This window comes from Tessaracoccus pujii, from assembly GCF_055326215.1.
This window is the reverse complement of record NZ_JBUZNP010000004.1, coordinates 172575-187125: the sequence shown is the minus strand read 5'-3', so window position 1 is coordinate 187125 and position 14551 is coordinate 172575. Positions and strand designations below refer to the sequence as shown.

Genomic DNA, 14551 nt, shown 5'->3' with positions numbered 1-14551 from the left:
CGTGCGCGAGCTGTTCAGCTGGATCTACCGGGTCCTTCGATCCAAGCTTCTGGGGGTGCTGGTCATCCTGGCGATGGCCGTGCTCTCGTTGCTTGGCACCCTGATCGTCCAGGCCCCAGCGAGGCTGGACGCCCTCGCCAGGGCAGATTGGCTGGAATCCGTGCGGCCCCGCTACGGCGGATGGACACCGGTCCTCGAGTTCCTCGGCCTGTTCGGGGTATGGACATCCCCGCTGTTCCTCGGGGTGACGATCCTGCTGGCGATGTCGATCATCGCCTGCACCGTCCATCGGCTGCCGCAGCTCTGGGAGCGCGCCACCAGGCCGCGTACCCATGTGACCGACAAGTTCTTCGACCATGCCCAGTACCGGGCCGAGATGATCTTGCCGTTGGGCCCGGAGCAGGCGGTCGCCCACGTCCGATCCGTGCTGGGCGGCCAGCGCTACCGCTTCCTTGCCGACGAACGGCTCGCCGCGCCCGCCGTCGGGGTGTACGCCGACCGGTTCCGATGGGGACCCTTCGGCACGGCCCTCGCCCACGCCGCCATGGTGGTCATCCTGGCGGCCTTCGGGGTCTCCGCGTTCACCGGCTTCGAGCAGAACCTCGACATCGCCGTCGGCGAGAGCGTCGACGTGGGCCACGGCACCGGTCTCACGGTCACCGCCGAGTCGTTCAGGGACTCCTACGACGACGCAGGCCGCCCCACGGACTACGTGAGCCACCTCGTCGTCACGCGCGACGGTGCCGTGCTCGACGCCCGCGATGTCCGGGTCAACTCGCCGCTGGTGGTGGAGGGCACCGCGCTGCACCAGGCGTCCTTCGGGATCGCGGCCCGCATCCGCATCGCCGACGATGCCGGTGCCACCCTGTTCGAGGGATCGGTCCCGTTGAAGTGGCAGAGCAACGACGGGCGCTACGCCATCGGCAAGGTCACCCCGGAGGGCACCGGCACCGAGGTACTGGTCGTCACGCCCGCCTCCGGCGCGGTCGACGCGGCCATCACCGCGGGGAGCGCGGTCTTTGAGCTCTACGACGTGGCCAGCGGCGAGAAGGTCGACGTGCTGCCGGTGGAGCAGGGCGAGACCGCATCCGGGGCGGGGCTCCAGCTCACCTTCGAGCGCGAGCAGCGCTACACCGGCGTCATCGCCCGCCAGGACCCGGGGGCGATGTGGATGTGGGTGGGCTCGGCCCTGCTGGTCGTCGGCATGACGATGACCTTCACGCTGCGCCACCGCCGCCTCTGGGTGCGCGCCGTGCCGGAGGGGGGCCACACCGTGCTGCGGATCGCCTCCGCCGAGAAGTTGGACACCACCTTCGAGCGGCACTTCCGGGCCCTCGTGGAGCAGATCGACGCGACCGCCCCGGCCGCCGCTGAGAAGGAGCCTGTTGATGCTTGAGTTCGCCGAATATCTCGTCACCGCCGCCGCTGTCTTCGTCCTGCTGGGCCTGGTCAGCGGCATCGCGCTGGTCACCTCGCGCCGCAGGCATGCCGTGGCGACGGTCAGCCTGCGCGCGAAGGTGGGCGTCGGTGGTGCCGAGTTGGCTCCCGCCCAGTCCGAGGCCCCCGTGCAGGCCGGAAGGGGGACCAGCCTGGGGTGGTACGCCACGGCGTTCCAGGTGATCGCGCTGTTGCTGCTGACGTCCTACATGGTGATCCGGATGAGCCTCACCGGGCACGGGCCGTTCGCGAACCAGCACGAGTTCGCCGTCGCCTTCACGTGGGGGATCCTGCTGGTCAACCTGTTCTTCGGGCTGCGCTACCGGATCAGGATGCTGTCGCTCGTCGTGCTGCCCGTGGCCGCAGCCATGTTGGTCTACGCCATGAGCCTGGACACGGGTGTCCGGCCGCTCATCCCCGCCCTGCAGAACAACCTCCTGCTCACCCTGCACGTCGGATTCGCCATCATCGCCTACGGCGCCGCCTGCGTGTCCTTCGGCGCGGCCGTGCTCTATCTTCTCCACCCGCACATCACCCGCGTCCACCTGCCGCGCCAGGAGGTCCTCGACGACGTGGGCTACCGCGCCGCGGTCATCACCTTTCCCCTGCTCACCATCATGATCGTGCTCGGCTCGGTGTGGGCGAGCACCGCCTGGGGCCGCTACTGGGGATGGGACCCCAAGGAGACCGCTGCCCTGGTGACCTGGCTGGTCTACGGCGCGTTCCTGCACGCCCGGGTGGTGCGGGACTGGCGTGGCACCAAGGCCTCCTGGCTGCTGGTGATCGGGTTCCTCACCATCCTGTTCGCCTACTTCGGCAACCACTTCTTCGGGGGTCTGCACTCCTATGCGTAGCGGACAGGCCCGCGGACGCCTCCTGGGCATCCTGGGGCTTGCTGTGCTTGTCGTGCTCGTGGTGGGTGCCATCTATCTCGTCAAGGGTGGGGCAGCCAGTGAGGCGGCCTCTACGGGGCAGACGGTGCCGCTCGAAGGGCCGGCCGTGGGTGCCCGGGCGCCGGGATTCACGGCGCTGGACATCGACGGGGTCCCCGTCTCGTTGGACGACTATGCCGGACGGCCCGTGTGGCTGCTTTTCCAGGCCACCTGGTGCTCGATCTGCCGTGCGGAGCTACCGGACGTCGAGGCGGCGTCGGACCGGATCGACGTGGTGGCCATCTACCTCCGCGAGGACCGGGACCTGGTCACGGACTACGCAGAACGCCTTGACCTCACGATCACCAGCGTCCCGGACCCCATCGGGGAGATCTCGCTGCGCTACCTTGCCTCGTCGGTGCCCACGCACTACTTCGTGAAGGCCGACGGCACTCTGGCGGCCGTCCGCAAGGGAGCGATGTCCCCGGGGGAGATCAATGAGGCTCTGGCGCTGCTGGGCGTGGGGTAGGACCGAAAAAACCCCGCCGGAGGGGGGCATTCGGTGGCCAGGGCCGGGATCGAACCGGCGACCTTTCACTTTTCAGGCGAACGCTGCTACCAGCTGAGCTACCTGGCCAGGTGGCCGGGCGTTTCCGCCGACCCAGCGACCCCGACGGGACTCGAACCCGCGACCTCCGCCGTGACAGGGCGGCGCGCTAACCAACTGCGCTACGGGGCCAATTTCTTGACCTGCTGGCCACGCCAGCCCGGTAACTATAGCGTGCCAGATTCCTGGAAGGGAAATCGGGCCAACACCTTGTCGTAACCGGTTCAGACCCCCTCCGGAGAGTGGGCATGAGCATCCCCAACGGGATTCGAACCCGTGCTGCCGCCGTGAAAGGGCGGAGTCCTAGGCCGCTAGACGATGGGGACCAGCACCGGACAGTCTAGGGACTTCGCCGGGGGGCGCGCAAACGGGCCGCGCCGACCCATCCGGGATCCGGATGGGTGGGGGAGAGTGCTCAGCCGTAGGTGTTGATGTGGACGTGGTTGTAGTGGTTGGCGTTGTCGCTGCCTCGATCGGCCATGGCGCGCCACCCTTCGCTGGAGCGTGCCACGGACCAGATCTTCTGGGCGAAGATGATGTAGTTGATGTTGTACTTGGCGGCGTTCGCCCGGTAGTAGTCGGCGATCTCCCAGCCCAGTGCCTGGTTGGCCGAGTAGCTGGGGATCATGACGTCGACGGCGCGGCCGGCGGGGTGGTCCGGCGTCACGTCGCGGCGCCAGCCGTACATGGTGGTGATCGCGGGGTAGCGGTTCCAGATGTCGCGGGTGATGGCCTGGACGTTGGCGTTGGTCAGGTCGAGGCCGCTGGAGTATCCGCGGTTCAGCGTGGTGCTGCTGCCGCCCGACGCGGTCCCGTCGGCCGGTTTCGTCGCCGAGAGGTAGCGCGCGGTCACCCAGCGCACGGCGCCGTTGACGACGGCCTGGGCCCGGCCGTTGGTCACCAGGCCGGTGACCTGGACCTCGCCGCCCTTGGGGATCTCGCCCACATAGGACGTTCCGCTGCTGGCGGTCCAGATGTTCAGCACCGTGGTGGCGTAGCGCAGAGTGGTGGCGGGGACGGCCGGGGCGGTGGGTGCGGGCGTGGTGGCCGTGACGGCCGAGAGGTACTTGGCGTTCACCCACCGCACGGCCCCCTGGTGGATCACCTGGGCCATGCCGTTGGTGACCACGCCCGTGGTGTCCAGGATCGTGCCCCGGGGCACATCGCCCAGATTGACGAACGCGGCGGTGCTGGTGGTGCGGATCATGAGCGCGGTGGTGGCCCGGCCCTTGCCGGTGACCGGAGGCAGTTCGGAGTATGCGGCCGACGCCGTGGCGGACAGGTAGCGGGAGGCTGCCCACAGCACCTTGCCGTTGTAGGACACCTGGGCGTAGGTGCCACTCACCGTGCCCGTGAGCGTGAGGGCCGTACCGCGCTGCACGACGACCGAGATGGAGTCCGACAGCGAAGGGCCGACGCGCAGGTTGAGGTTGCCGGTGGTGAAGACGCTGCCCGTCGCGGAGGTGGTGGTTCCGTTCGTCGTCTGCGACGACGGCGCGGCCGAGGCGGTGCCGCCGGTCAGATAGGCGCTCGCGACGTAGGCGGTCCGCCCCTGGTACGTGACCTTCGTCCACCCGTTGGCCGACCCGTCGCTCGGCAGGCTCTGGCCGCGCAGGAGCACGGCCAGGCGCGTGCTGGAGGTGGTGGGCGAGGTCCTGATGTTGACGTTGGCGGTGGCCGTCACCGACGCGATGTCGGCGTCGGCAGCCGGGCCGAGGGCGATCGTTCCGAGCCCTTGGACCAGGATCGCGATGCCCGCCGCGGCGGCGATGCCACGGAGGCCCTTGAATGCTGTCTTCACGTCTCTCCTCGTGCAGGTGTGCGGTGGAGACCGGACGTCCCGCTTCCCCGGGGCTGCGTAGCCCCCGACACGTCCGGCCGCTGCCTCGGACACTAAGAGCCCTTGTCGGAGGCGGACAATCGCCACTTGAGGGTTGCCTGAGAGAAGGCAAGGCGACACGCCGTGCGCGGGGTGAAAATTACAGCTGTGTCATTCGCGTGCCCTTGCGGCGGCTATATCGCCCTGACTAGGACGTTAATCAACGCAGCTGTGCCGGGGAGGTCAACTGAACGCTCGTTGAGAGAGTCTTGGACGGCTCAGAATCAAGTGAGCTGAAGTCTGACTTGAGGTTCATGGTCGAGGTTGAGGTTCAGCCGAGGTCCAGGGGATCGACCCACGCGCGCCGCGCGGTGCTCGACCATGTGGCGGCGCGGCCGTAGACCTGCTCCGGCAGATAACCGGAGCGGAGGTCGTCCAGGGGAACCTGCGCGACGCCGAGCAGTTCGGCCAGACGCGCCCGGTCCCTGCCACCCGCAACGGCGCCCACCAGAGCCAGGCCCAGCGCTCGGCGGTTGGCGGCCAGCGTGCTCAGCACCTCAGGGTGGAAACCTGCGGCGACCAGGACCAACGGGGCCTCGGCGGAAGCGCGGGAGACCGGGCCCAGAAGTTCCCGCATGGAGCTCACCTCGCCGTCGATCACCAGGATCTGCGGGTCACGCCAGAGCGCGCCGTCGCGGTGGGTCGCGAAGTCGGGATGGGCGTGGCCGAAGCCGAACCCCTCGCCGGCGTGTCCGAGGTGCGCGGGCCCCGCGCCGGCCGAGGGGGCGCGCATGGCGTCCACCTCGTCCTGCGTGATGTAGTGCGGGACGTTGCGGTCCACCTCGTCGAGGCCCCGTCGCGGTGCGGGCTCATCGGCCCCCGTGGCGCGCCGCCGCGCGCCTCTGTCCGCGAGGACCGCCGCGCCCAGCAGGGCGCCCCCGACGAGGAGGGCGACGACGAACCAGGACCACGCGGGCATGGGCCCCAGCCTGCCACGCCCTGGACCGCTACACTGCTGTGGCCCCTATAGCTCAGCAGGTAGAGCAGTGGACTTTTAATCCATGGGTCGCGGGTTCGAGCCCCGCTGGGGGCACCGTCGCAGGCCGCCGCACCGTCAGCGCGTGAACCAGTGCACCGCGTAGGGACGCAGCGTCATGGTCCAGGGCGTCAGGTCCCACTCCACGCCGTCGAGCAGCTCCCGGGCGGTCTCGCCCAGGGTCTCGCTCACGCACGCCATGGGCACCGTGATCTCCGCCGGCGACATGTTGTAGACCTGCACCATGGGGCCGACGGGGTGGTCCCGCCTGATGGCCAGGACCCGGGGGTCTCCGGTTTCGAGGAACTGGCCCTCCCGCGCGGCGTGCAGGTGCGGGGTCACACGCCGGACGCCCAGCACGTGACGCAGCCACGCGTTGACGCGGGCCGCGGGCGAGGAGGGGTTGTCTCCCAGCGCCGCCACGGCGTCCCAGTCCATCACCGGACGGTGGACCCAGCGATTGTCGTCCGCGTGGGCAGGGTCCCGGGCGAAGTCGTGGTCGTTGAGGGTGGCCACCTCGTCACCCATGTAGAGCAGCGGCACGCCGCCCCACCCGCAGATGACCGCGTGCAGCAGGTTGATCCTGGCGACGGCGAGCTCGATCCGGTAGGCGTTGCCAGAGTCGATGGCCTTCTCGAGCCCAGCCAGTGAGGCCAGGGACCCGGAGATCCGCCGGTCCCCTGTGGTCTCGTTGGCCTGGAACACCAGCCCCTTCGCGAACGAGTCCGGGTGTTCGCCGGAGTAGAAATCGCTGAGGAACTTGCGGTGCGCGAAGCCGTTGAGGCCCGCCGTCGCGGCGTCCACATCGTCGATGGCCCAGCCGATGTCGTCGTGGCATCGGATGTAGGTGCCCCACGTGGCCGTGGACGGCTTCGGCGGGAACCCGCCCAGCGCGCGGCGCATCAGGGTGGTGTCGTGCGTGGCGAGCGTCGACCACATCTGTGCCATCAGCGAGTTGTGATAGGCGATGTCGGAGACCTTGCCGTAGTGCTCGCCCTCGCCGAAGTACGCGATGAGATCCTTGGGGCCGACGATGGCTTCTGCCTTGAACGCCACCGCGGGGGCCGCGATGCGCACGGCCGCGCGCATCGCCTGCGAGACGGCGTGCACCGGGGGCTGGTTCTGGCAGTTGGTGCCCATCACCTTCCAGATGAACGCGATGGCGTCCAGCCGGAGCACCTCGACGCCCCGGTTGGCCAGGTCCAGGATGATGTCCAGGTACTCGACGAACACGTCCGGGTTGGCCCAGTTGACGTCCCACTGGTAGTCGTTGAACGTGGTCCACACCCAGCCGGCCAGGTCGTCGTCCCAGGTGAAGTTGCCGGGCGCGAAGTCCGGGAACACCTCCGGGAGCGTCTGCTCATAGCGGTCCGGCATGGTCCGGTCCGGGAAGACCATGAAGTAGTTGCGGTACTTCTCCTCCCCGGCGCGCGCCCGCACCGCCCATTCGTGCTCACGTGCCACGTGGTTGAGCACGAGGTCCACCACCAGCGAGATGCCGTTGCGCCGGAGGTTTCCGGTGAGTTCCTCCAGATCCTCCATGGTGCCGAGATCCGGGCGGACCGTGCGGTAGTCCGCCACCGCGTATCCGCCGTCGTTCGCGCCCTCACGTGGCTGCAGGAGCGGCATGAGGTGCAGGTAGGTCACGCCCAGGTCCTGCAGGTAGTCGAGATGGTCCGTGATGCCGCGGAGAGTGCCGGCGAACCGCTCCGTGTAGGCCACGTAGCCCACCTGGGTGGGCAGCTGGAGCCAGTCAGGACGCAGGAGGCGGGCCTCGTCGAGTTCGCGCAGCTCGTCGCTGCGTGCGTCGAACTTGGCCCGCACGAGGTCGCGGACCCTGTCGGTGACCTCCCACGAACGCTCGCCGTACACGCTCTCCAGGGCTGAGATCAGATCTGCCCCGTAGCGCTCCCACCTGAGGTCGAAGGTTGTCTTCACGGGCTCAGCCTAGTGGTCAGGCCTGGGGCGTGAGGGGCATCCAGGGGGGTTGCATGCTCGGGGGCACGGGGTGCCGCTCCCATGTCGTCCACCACGAGTCGGCGCCGTCCGGCAGTGGTGTGCCGTGGGTGCTGCGCACGGCGTCCCGCAACTCCACCTTGGCGCTGCGCAGGCCAAGGAAATCCCTGCGCGCGGGCTCGGGGTTGCTCAGCAGCTGCTCCTCGAGCCGCAGGATCCTCATCCGCAGGGCCGTGATGCGCCTGTGCAGGGTCTCCGCCGACTCGCCGAGCCCGAGGTGGCGCTCGGCGGCGCGCAGCCAGCCGTAGTCACGGTTGATGGCGATCAGCCCCGGGTGCACCGTCATGGAGTCATGCACGCCGAGCTCGGGGTGGATGACGATGGCGCCGGCCGAGTGGGCGTAGGCCAGCTCGTCGCGGCCGGCCTCGTCGATGAGGATCTCCGTGGCGCGCATCACCACCGAGAACATGTCCGCATCCACCATGCTGGGACGTCTGGGCACTCCGCTGGCCTGCGACGAGATGACGTAGTTGCGGGCGGCGCCCAGCTGGCCGATGGTCAACTCCGCGGGAAGGTTCTCGCGGGCGCCGCCGTCGACATAGGTCTCGTCGCCCAGGGGAACCGGCCGGAACACGGCGGGAATGGCACAGGAGGCCAACACCCCCACGGCCAGGTTGTGCGCGGTGTCGTCGACAGGATCGTTCCGGCGGTCGACGAGGGTGCCGGCCTCCGTCATGAACCGCAGCTCGCCGGATTCCAGTGACACCATCGCGATCCTCAGCGTCACCCCGGACGCGGCGACACGGCCTGGGTCGAACGTGTCCGGGTCCAGGAGATGGGCGAGCATGGGGCCGGGCCGGAACATCGAGCGGGAACGGTCCATGCCCTGCCAGATGGTGCTCAGGCCGGTGCCAATCCGCGGTAGGCGGCCCAGATGCGAGGCGATGCCCGACAGTACGGTCAGGGACCAGTCCGAGCGGACGTCCTCGTCGGGGGTGAGCGCCAACTCGAGCGGATCAGGCGGTGGCGCCGGCTCGGCCGGGCTGGACGGGCTCCCGGGCGAGTAGCGCAGGAAAGGCAGGAGCGCCGCGCGTGGCCGGGGGGTACGGGCCGGCGCCTCCCTGATGGGCGTGACCACCTCGAGCCACCCCGGTGCCTCCGCCTGCAACCGCTCGAACCAAGGTCGCGGGGTGAACATGTCGGCCGGCCCCGTCATGGCCATCCAGATCTCGGTCAACCGGTTCAGGTAGCGCTGCTGTCCGTCCCTGGTGGGGTCCTGGGCCAGCGCGGAGGCCACGATGGCGCCGGCGGAGGCGCCGACGAAGATGCTGGGTGAGAAGGCCTCGTCGTGCCGGTACAGGTAGTCGAGCGCGCCCAACTGGAAGCCCGCGCGTGATCCGCCCCCCGAGAGCGTGCAGGAGACCACCTCCGGGCGGGGACTCTGCCCGAAGAGAGGAAGTCCGAACCAACCCTTGACAGCCATCCCACCAAGCCTACTCAGCACGCGGGTCGATCATCGGCCGCGGTGGGGTGCGGGTTCGCCTGTCCTGCCGCTGAGAATGTCGCTAGGCTCATCGCAGCTTGTGGGCGAGGAACCCGGTGTGACTCCGGGGCGGTTCCGCCACTGTGATGTCGTTGATCGACCAGCCAGACACTGTCCACAGGTGCATCCGACCGATCTACGGGGCGAGAACCCCGAGGAGGAAACCCGCGAATGGCCGATTCACCCGCGCACATCGCGCTGCTGTCCACGTCCGATACGGACCTGTTGTCCGCCCGCGCCAGCGGCTCGAGATACACGTGGGCCAATCCCGGACGGGCGGCCGACGACACGCTGGCCCGCCTCGTCGCCGACGCGGACCTCGTGGTCGTCCGGCTCCTCGGCTCCCCTCAGGACCTCTGGCCGGGAATCACCCACGCACGGGCCTCCGGTACCCCGCTGGTGATCCTCGGCGGTGAGCATCAGCCGAGCCCTGAACTGATGGAGCTGTCGACGGTGCCGATGAGGGTCGCGGCCGAGGCACACCGCTACCTGGCCGAGGGCGGCCCGGCGAATCTGGCCGAACTCCACGCCTTCCTCTCCGACACCATCCTGCTTACCGGCCTCGGATTCGAGCCCCCCAGCGTGATCGCCGCGTGGGGCTACGCCGAACGGCCCGCCGGCGATCCGGCACTTCCGCGCATCGGCATCCTCTATTACCGGGCCCACGAGGCGAGCGGTAACAACGCTTTCGCGCATGCGCTGGCCGACGCCGTCGATGACACCCGTGAAGCGGTCGGCGTCCCGATCTACGCGGGGTCGCTGCGCTCGGCCCCTGACGCCCTCTACGAGGCACTCGGCACCTTGGACGCGCTCGTGGTCACCGTGCTGGCCGCCGGTGGATCCGTCCCCGCCACCGCAGGGGCCGGCGGAGAGGACGAGTCCTGGGACGTCGCCCGGATGACCGCACTGGACATCCCGGTGCTACAGGGTCTGTGTCTCACCGCGGCGCGCGCCGATTGGGAGGCCTCGGCCGAGGGCGCGACGCCGCTCGACTCGGCCAACCAGATCGCGATCCCCGAGTTCGACGGGCGCATCATCACCGCACCGTTCTCGTTCAAGGAGATCGACGAGCAGGGCCTTCCTGCCTACGTCGCTGACCCCGAGCGCACCGCCCGGGTGGCACGGATCGCCGTCAACCACGCCCGGCTCCGCCGCATCCCCAACGCGCGTAAGCGCGTGGCCCTGGTGCTGTCGGCCTATCCGACCAAACACTCCCGCATCGGCAACGCGGTGGGGCTCGACACCCCGGTCTCCGCGATCCGTCTGCTGCGCCTCCTCCGCGCCGAAGGCTACGACCTGGGTCCGGCCGACGACACCGCCGACTTCCCGATCCACCACCTGCTGGACCTGGGCGACGACACCGCGGCCGGGGACGCGCTCATCCACGCCCTTATCGCCGCCGGTGGGCAGGACGAGGAGTGGCTCACATCCGCGCAGCTGACCGAGGCGCACGTCCGCATCTCGTCCGCCCAGTACGACGCCTGGACCGCGCATCTGCCCGCCGACCTGCGCGCCGCCATGGTGGCCTCCTGGGGGGAGTCGCCCGGCACTCTGTTCGTCAACGAGGCCGGGGAACTGGTGCTGGCGACACTCCAGGCGGGCAACGTCATCGTCCTCATCCAGCCACCGCGGGGCTTCGGTGAGAACCCCGTGGCGATCTACCACGACCCGGATCTGCCGCCCAGCCACCACTACCTCGCCGCGTACCGCTGGCTCGAGCACGGCTTCTCGGCCGACGCGGTGGTCCACCTGGGCAAGCACGGCTCGATGGAGTGGCTCCCCGGGAAGAACGCCGCCCTATCGGCCTCCTGCGGACCCGATGCCGCGATCGGTGACCTGCCCCTGATCTACCCGTTCCTCGTCAACGACCCGGGGGAGGGTGCCCAGGCCAAGCGCCGAGCGCACGCGACGATCGTCGACCACCTCATCCCGCCGATGGCCCGGGCGGAGACTTATGGCGACATCGCCCGGCTCGAGCAGCTCCTCGACGAGCACGCCAACATCGCCGCCATGGACCCCGCGAAGCTCCCCGCGATCCGCGGCGAGATCTGGCAGCTGATGCGCTCGGCGGAGATGCACCGCGACCTGGGCCTCGACGAGCAGCCGCATGACGACGACTTCGATGACTTCCTGCTCCACGTCGACGGCTGGCTCTGCGAGATCAAGGACGCCCAGATCCGCGACGGTCTCCACATCCTGGGTGCCGCACCCACGGGTGAGGCCCGCGTCAATCTCGTCCTGGCGATCCTGCGCGCGACGCAGGTCTGGGGAGGCGTGGGCGACGCCGTCCCTGGTCTGCGGGCTGCGTTGGGCCTCACCGAGGGAGCAGACCTGGCGGCCGTCGACCTGGCCGAGTCCCAGGCGCGGGATCTCATCCACCGGGCGGAGGCGGCGGGCTGGGACCCGTCCGCCGTCTCGACGCTCCACGAGGACGCCGAAGTCGGGCGCGTCCTCAGGTTCGCCGCGGAGCAGGTCGTCCCGCGGCTGGCGGCCACGACGGACGAGCTCAGCGCCGTCGTGCATGCGCTCGCTGGTGGCTTCGTCCCCGCCGGCCCCTCAGGCTCGCCGCTGCGCGGGCTCGTGAACGTGCTGCCCACCGGGCGCAATTTCTACACCGTGGATCCGCGGGCGGTGCCGAGCCGCCTGGCGTGGCAGACAGGACAGGCGATGGCCGACTCCCTGCTCCAGCGCCACCTCGATGAGGCCGGCACCTACCCGGCGTCGGTCGGGCTCTCGGTATGGGGCACCAGCGCCATGCGCACTTCCGGCGACGACGTCGCCGAAGTCCTCGCCCTGCTCGGCGTCCGGCCGGAGTGGGACGAGGCGTCGCGGCGGGTGTCGCGGCTGACGGTGGTACCGCTCGAGGAGTTGGGCCGCCCCCGCATCGACGTGACGCTTCGGATCTCAGGTTTCTTTCGCGATGCGTTCCCGCACGTGGTCGCGATGCTCGACGACGCCGTCGGCATGGTCGCCGGCCTTGACGAGCCCGACGAGATGAATTTCGTGCTGGCTCACGCCCGCGCCGATCTCGCGGTGCACGGCGACCACCGCCGCGCGACCACCCGCATCTTCGGCTCGAAGCCCGGCTCCTACGGCGCCGGCATCCTGCAGGTGATCGAGTCCGGTACCTGGCGCAACGACGCGGACCTCGCCGAGGTGTACACGGCCTGGGGTGGCTTCGCCTACGGCCGCGGTCTCGACGGGTCCCCGGCTGCCGAGGACATGCGAACCAACTACCGACGTATCGCGGTGGCGGCGAAGAACATCGACTCCGCCGAGCATGACATCGCGGATTCCGACGACTACTTCCAATACCACGGCGGGATGGTGGCCACCGTTCGGGCGCTGGCCGGGACGGCGCCGAAGGCGTACGTCGGGGACTCCACCTCACCGGATTCCGTACGCACCCGTACTCTCGCCGAGGAGACGGCGCGCGTATTCAGGGCCCGGGTCGTGAATCCTCGATGGATCGCGGCGATGCAGCGTCATGGCTACAAGGGGGCCTTCGAACTCGCCGCGACCATCGACTACCTGTTCGGCTTCGACGCGACGGCGGGCGTGGTGCATGACTGGATGTACGACCGGTTGGCCCACGCGTACGTCCTCGACGACGCCACGCAGGAATTCCTGCGCAGGTCGAACCCCTGGGCCCTGCGTGGGATCATCGAGCGGTTGCATGAGGCCGCGGAGCGCGGGCTGTGGGCGGAGCCCGATGCCGATACCCTCGCGGCCATGCGTGACATCTACCTCGAGGTCGAGGGCGAGTTGGAGGACGACACATGAGGGGACCGGTGAGGGTGCGGATCCTCGGCATCGGCATGGGTGCGCACCACGTGACGCCGGAGGTGTCGCGGGCTCTGGCTGAGTCCGACTACGTGCTCGCAGCCAGGAAGCGCGATGACGACGGACTGTTGGCGGCCCGCCGGGCCATCGCCGCCGCCCACGGCGTCGAGGTGGTCGAGGTGCCCGACCCCGAGCGCGACCGCGACGCTCCTGCGGACTATCCGGCCGCGGTCAGAGCCTGGCACGCGGCCCGGGTCACCGCCTACGAGGAGATCCTGCGTGCCCGGGGTGGCACCGCGGCCTTCCTGGTCTGGGGTGACCCGGGCCTCTACGACTCGACCATCCGCATCGTCGAGGGGATCGCCGCGAGTCTCCCGCTGAACTACGACGTGCTGCCGGGGATCAGCGCTCCGCAGGCGCTGGCGGCCCGGCACCGGATGGTCCTCCACCCCGTCGCAGACCCGGTGCACGTCACGACGGCGCGCCGGCTGCGCCAGGACATCGCGGCCGGCCAGACGAACCTCGTCGTCATGCTGGGTGGGGTGCCCGCCCTCGAGGGCCTCGACGACTGGTCGATCTGGTGGGGGGCGAACCTCGGCGCCGACTCCGAGGAACTGATGGCCGGCCGGGTGGCGGAGGTCAGCCACGACCTGCCTGCCGCGCGGGAGCGTGCCCGGGCTCGCGCCGGCTGGGTCATGGACATCGCACTCCTGCGTGCCCCCGGTGGGTCCCCGCCACCGCTGGAGGGCGGTGCCGGATGAGGCTGCTCATCCTCGGCGGCACCAGCGAGGCGCGCCGGCTGGCCGCGCGGCTGGTCGAGGTACCGGGCGTCGACGTCACCACTTCCCTGGCCGGCCGCGTCGCGGCCCCGCGACTGCCGCCGGGGCGCGTTCGGACGGGAGGTTTCGGTGGTGTGGAGGGCCTCCGTGCCGAGCTGGTGGCCTACGACGTCGTCGTCGACGCCACCCACCCCTTTGCGCTGGGGATGACCGCGAACGCGGTCGAGGCGTGCCGCGCCGACGGTGTGCCACTGCTCAGGCTGGAGCGGCCGGGCTGGCCGCCCGACCCGGCCTGGCGCTGCGTGGACGACCACGAAACGGCGGCCGATGCCGCCGCCCGGGCAGGTGCCCGGCCATTCCTCACGGTCGGACGGCAGGAACTTGCGCGCTACGTGCCGGCGCTGGGCGACCTTCCGGTGCTGGCCCGCGTGGTGGATGCCCCCGACGTCCCGGTGCCCCCGTCCTGGGAGGTCCTGCGGAGTCGCGGCCCGTACCCGCTCGACGACGAGCGGGCGCTCATGCGCCGCCACCGCACCGATGTCCTCGTCACGAAGGACTCAGGGGGCACCTACACCCGGGCGAAGCTGGAAGCGGCCGCGGAACTGGGTGTGAGGGTGGTGATGGTGCGGCGGCCACCGGGCCCCCAGGGCGTGCCCACGGTGGTGGATGTCGACGCGGTGCTGGCCTGGTTGCTGCGGAGGATGTGAGCGGGGCGACCG

The 14551-nt window shown here is 70.0% G+C and carries 10 protein-coding genes, 4 tRNA genes and 1 riboswitch; of the genes, 7 read left to right on the top strand and 7 right to left on the bottom strand.

Annotated features, from left to right (window positions below):
* Position 1 precedes the first annotated feature (1 nt).
* The 3 genes from ACZK5N_RS07225 to ACZK5N_RS07215 are packed head-to-tail and all read left to right on the top strand — an operon-like array spanning position 2 to position 2838.
* Positions 2–1396, top strand: coding sequence for a cytochrome c biogenesis ResB family protein (locus ACZK5N_RS07225; protein WP_463624737.1), 1395 nt, complete (start codon positions 2–4; stop codon positions 1394–1396).
* Positions 1389–2291 (top strand): c-type cytochrome biogenesis protein CcsB, encoded by a 903-nt coding sequence (ccsB, locus tag ACZK5N_RS07220; RefSeq protein WP_463624736.1) that lies wholly within the window; start codon positions 1389–1391, stop codon positions 2289–2291. Before ACZK5N_RS07225 ends, ccsB begins: the two co-directional genes overlap by 8 nt.
* Before the next feature lie 43 nt (positions 2292–2334).
* Positions 2335–2838, top strand: coding sequence for a TlpA family protein disulfide reductase (locus tag ACZK5N_RS07215; protein ID WP_463624735.1), 504 nt, complete (start codon positions 2335–2337; stop codon positions 2836–2838).
* A gap of 34 nt (positions 2839–2872) precedes the next feature.
* On the opposite strand, the gene ACZK5N_RS07210 is transcribed toward ACZK5N_RS07215, so the two are convergent.
* The 5 genes from ACZK5N_RS07210 to ACZK5N_RS07190 form a co-directional block, all read right to left on the bottom strand.
* Positions 2873–2946, bottom strand: a tRNA-Phe gene (locus ACZK5N_RS07210).
* Positions 2947–2974: 28 nt separating this feature from the next.
* A tRNA-Asp gene (locus tag ACZK5N_RS07205) sits at positions 2975–3048 on the bottom strand.
* A 121-nt stretch (positions 3049–3169) separates the two neighbouring features.
* Positions 3170–3242, bottom strand: a tRNA-Glu gene (locus ACZK5N_RS07200).
* Between the two features lie 89 nt (positions 3243–3331).
* The gene (locus tag ACZK5N_RS07195; protein WP_463624734.1) at positions 3332–4717 is read right to left on the bottom strand and encodes an SH3 domain-containing protein; all 1386 of its coding nucleotides are present in this window, start codon (positions 4715–4717) and stop codon (positions 3332–3334) included.
* 349 nt (positions 4718–5066) lie between these two features.
* Positions 5067–5714, bottom strand: coding sequence for a hypothetical protein (locus ACZK5N_RS07190; protein WP_463624733.1), 648 nt, complete (start codon positions 5712–5714; stop codon positions 5067–5069).
* Positions 5715–5755: 41 nt separating this feature from the next.
* Here ACZK5N_RS07190 and ACZK5N_RS07185 point away from each other — a divergent pair.
* Positions 5756–5828 (top strand) — tRNA-Lys (locus ACZK5N_RS07185).
* Between the two features lie 21 nt (positions 5829–5849).
* On the opposite strand, the gene ACZK5N_RS07180 is transcribed toward ACZK5N_RS07185, so the two are convergent.
* Together ACZK5N_RS07180 and ACZK5N_RS07175 are read right to left on the bottom strand one after the other, a co-directional pair.
* Entirely contained in the window at positions 5850–7709 is a 1860-nt protein-coding gene (locus ACZK5N_RS07180; RefSeq protein ID WP_463624732.1) for an amylosucrase, read from the bottom strand.
* A gap of 16 nt (positions 7710–7725) precedes the next feature.
* Positions 7726–9210 (bottom strand): patatin-like phospholipase family protein, encoded by a 1485-nt coding sequence (locus ACZK5N_RS07175; RefSeq protein ID WP_463624731.1) that lies wholly within the window; start codon positions 9208–9210, stop codon positions 7726–7728.
* A gap of 84 nt (positions 9211–9294) precedes the next feature.
* Positions 9295–9403, top strand: a riboswitch (cobalamin riboswitch).
* 38 nt (positions 9404–9441) lie between these two features.
* Here ACZK5N_RS07175 and cobN point away from each other — a divergent pair.
* From cobN to ACZK5N_RS07160, 3 genes are read left to right on the top strand one after another with little or no spacing between them, the layout of a single operon-like run.
* A complete protein-coding gene (gene cobN, locus ACZK5N_RS07170; RefSeq protein WP_463624730.1) occupies positions 9442–13053 on the top strand; it encodes a cobaltochelatase subunit CobN in 3612 nt (1203 codons plus the stop codon).
* Positions 13050–13814 (top strand): precorrin-6A synthase (deacetylating), encoded by a 765-nt coding sequence (gene cobF, locus ACZK5N_RS07165; protein ID WP_463624729.1) that lies wholly within the window; start codon positions 13050–13052, stop codon positions 13812–13814. Before cobN ends, cobF begins: the two co-directional genes overlap by 4 nt.
* Positions 13811–14539: a cobalt-precorrin-6A reductase gene (locus ACZK5N_RS07160; RefSeq protein ID WP_463624728.1), complete on the top strand. Its 729-nt coding sequence runs from the start codon at positions 13811–13813 to the stop codon at positions 14537–14539. Before cobF ends, ACZK5N_RS07160 begins: the two co-directional genes overlap by 4 nt.
* Positions 14540–14551: the final 12 nt, after the last annotated feature.

Excerpts from the sequence above, each read along its gene's own strand:
- ACZK5N_RS07190 (WP_463624733.1), bottom strand. The coding sequence starts at position 5,714 with ATGCCCGCGTGGTCCTGGTTCGTCGTCGCCCTCCTCGTCGGGGGCGCC.
- ccsB (WP_463624736.1), top strand. The coding sequence starts at position 1,389 with ATGCTTGAGTTCGCCGAATATCTCGTCACCGCCGCCGCTGTCTTCGTC.
- ACZK5N_RS07175 (WP_463624731.1), bottom strand. The coding sequence starts at position 9,210 with ATGGCTGTCAAGGGTTGGTTCGGACTTCCTCTCTTCGGGCAGAGTCCC.
- ACZK5N_RS07160 (WP_463624728.1), top strand. The coding sequence starts at position 13,811 with ATGAGGCTGCTCATCCTCGGCGGCACCAGCGAGGCGCGCCGGCTGGCC.
- cobF (WP_463624729.1), top strand. The coding sequence starts at position 13,050 with ATGAGGGGACCGGTGAGGGTGCGGATCCTCGGCATCGGCATGGGTGCG.
- cobN (WP_463624730.1), top strand. The coding sequence starts at position 9,442 with ATGGCCGATTCACCCGCGCACATCGCGCTGCTGTCCACGTCCGATACG.